General features: G+C 71.0%; 2 protein-coding genes and 1 pseudogene. 2 read left to right on the top strand and 1 reads right to left on the bottom strand.

Annotated features, from left to right (window positions below; translation table 11 throughout):
• Window positions 1-195 precede the first annotated feature (195 nt).
• A pseudogene (locus ETD85_RS61485) lies at window positions 196-528 on the bottom strand (STAS domain-containing protein); the annotation flags it as partial.
• 139 nt (window positions 529-667) lie between these two features.
• Here ETD85_RS61485 and ETD85_RS61490 point away from each other — a divergent pair.
• Window positions 668-1,117, top strand: a complete 450-nt coding sequence (locus ETD85_RS61490; protein WP_170247494.1) for a helix-turn-helix domain-containing protein — start codon at window positions 668-670, stop codon at window positions 1,115-1,117.
• A 225-nt stretch (window positions 1,118-1,342) separates the two neighbouring features.
• The gene (gene tuf / locus ETD85_RS61495; RefSeq protein ID WP_138698971.1) at window positions 1,343-2,521 is read left to right on the top strand and encodes an elongation factor Tu; all 1,179 of its coding nucleotides are present in this window, start codon (window positions 1,343-1,345) and stop codon (window positions 2,519-2,521) included.
• Window positions 2,522-2,640 lie beyond the last annotated feature (119 nt).

The following is a 2,640-nucleotide window of genomic DNA, read 5'->3' on the forward strand; positions in this document are numbered from 1 at the left end:
AGATGTATATAAGAGACAGGCCCACCGCCAGGCCCGCCAGGCCCGCTCCCGAGGGCCGCGATCAGGTGGCCCGATCGCCGGGGCGGGGCGCGGGGCGGGGCTCCCGGCGGGTCATGACAGCCCGTGCCGCGCGCACCACTCCTCCGCGCTGCCCGCCGCCCGCTCGGCGGCCTGCCGCCAGTGCGGATCGGAGCCGATCGCGTCGAGGACGGTCGGCCGGGGTGGCAGCACCGACGCCAGCCCGGTGACCCGCAGGACCCGCAGGATGCGCTCGGACCCGGTCACGAGGATCAGCGAGCCGTCGTGGCGGCTCATCCGCTTGCGCCCGCCGACGAGTACGCCCAGGCCGGTCGAGTCGAGGAAGTCCACACCGGTCAGGTCGGCGATGACGTGCCGGATCCCCTTCCCGGCCAGGTCCAGTAACCGCTCGCGGATGCGGGGCGCGGTGTCCAGGTCGATCTCGCCCGCGACGACGAGGACGGCGCAGTCGCCGATCGGGCCCTTCACGTCTAGCTGGAAATCTGGCATGTCACGCCCCATCCGCCAAGCTTGTCATGGACGGCATTGACCAGTAATTCTGTACCTTTACACTACGTGATAGAGATTTTTCGGTCAATGCCCTCGTTTCGTTGTCATCGCGGGGCATGACACTCCAAGGAGAGATCGGGTGCGGGTCGAAGAGGCGATCGGGCGGCAGATCGCGCGTCTGCGCGCCGAGCGGAAGCTGTCGCTGACCGAGCTGGGCGAGGCGCTGGGCCGCTACCTGGACAAACCGTGGAGCCGGCAGGCCGTCCACCAGGCCGAGCGCGGGCAGCGCGCCTTCACGGCCGCCGAGCTGACCGGTCTCGCGCTGGCTTTGGACACCTCCATCCCCGCCCTGTTCCGCGTGGAGGACGGCGGGGTGGAGCTGCCCGGCCGCGCCGTCTCCCCGGAGGACTACCGGAGCGTCCTGCTGAGCAGGGAGCGGGAGTCGCCGCTGGACGGCCTGGAGGAGCTGATCGTCGCGCTGCACGACATCGAGGCGGTCCTGTCGCGCCCCGCCCTGGCCCGCCTGGCGCGGATCGGGCGGGTGGCCGAACAGGTCGCCGGGCAGGTCGCCGCGGCTGAAGGGGCGTGACGCCGCCCGGGAATATTGCGTTGCGTCCGGCTGCTGACAACCCCACTATGGTCATCATGTTCCTGCACGCTCACCTCGCGACGCCCGCCCTGCCGGGCGCGTTCGAGCGTGCCTGCGACGGCCTGGAGCGCTGACCTCTTCCCGTAAGTCCTGAAGTGACCCGGCGGGGGGAGGTTGACGACCCTGACGGGTCACGAGGATTCCAGGCGTCAAAGGGAAGGAACCATGGCCAAGCAGGCCTACGTACGGAACAAGCCGCATCTCAACATCGGCACGATGGGGCACGTCGACCACGGCAAGACCACGCTCACCGCCGCGATCACGAAGGTGCTGGCGGCGCGCGGGCAGGCCACGTACACGCCGTTCGAGCGGATCGACCGGACCCCGGAGGAGGCCTCCAGGGGCATCACGATCAACATCTCGCACGTCGAGTACGAGACCGCCACCAGGCACTACGCGCACGTGGACATGCCGGGCCACGCCGACTACGTGAAGAACATGATCACGGGGGCGGCGCAGCTCGACGGAGCCATCCTCGTGGTGTCCGCGCACGACGGGATCATGCCGCAGACCCGCGAGCACGTGCTGCTCGCCAAGCGGGTCGGCGTCGAGCACCTGGTCGTGGCGGTCAACAAGGCCGACGGTGCCGACCCCGAGCTGACCGACCTGGTCGAGCTGGAGCTGCAGGAGATGCTGGCCGAGCACGGCTACCACGACGTGCCAATGGTACGGGTGTCCGGGCTGCGCGCGCTGGAGGGCGACCCGGTCTGGACGGCGTCGGTCGAGGCGCTGCTCCAGGCGGTGGACGAGCACATCCCCGTACCGATGCGGTACGTGGACGCGCCGTTCCTGATGCCGGTGGAGAACGTGCTGACGGTCACCGGCCGCGGCACGGTCGTCACCGGGGCCATCGAGCGCGGCACCGTGCGGATCGGCGACACGGTGGAGGCCGTCGGGTTCGGCGAGCCGACCGGCAGCGTGTTCGCCGCCGTCGTGACGGGGGTGGAGACGTTCGGCAAGACGATGGAGCGCGGCGAGGCCGGGGACAACGCGGCCGTGCTGCTGCGCGGCGTGCGCCGCGAGCAGGTGCGGCGCGGCATGGTCCTGGCCGAGCCGGGCAGCCAGCGGGCCCGCACGTCGTTCACCGCGCGCGTCTACCTCCTGACCGCGGAGGAGGGCGGGCGGCGCAGGCCGATCGCGTCCGGCTACCGGCCGCAGTTCTACCTGCGCACGACCGACGTGCCCGGCGAGCTGAGCCTGGCCGGGCCCGCGCAGCCGGGCGACACGGTGGAGGTGACGGTCGAGCTGGGCAAGGCGGTCGCGCTCGAGCCGGGGCTCGGCTTCGCCATCCGCGAGGGCGGGCTGACGGTCGGGGCGGGCACGATCCTCACCGTCCCCGCCTGACAGTGAGGATGTAGATGAGCGCTTCCCGCCAGGGGCTGACCCACCGCCTGACTGACTTCGGGTCCTTAACGGGATGTGTCGTCCCTGGCCGGGAGGCGCTCATGTGCACTCACCGGACG

The organism is Nonomuraea zeae (assembly GCF_005889725.1).
Taxonomy (GTDB): domain Bacteria; phylum Actinomycetota; class Actinomycetes; order Streptosporangiales; family Streptosporangiaceae; genus Nonomuraea; species Nonomuraea zeae.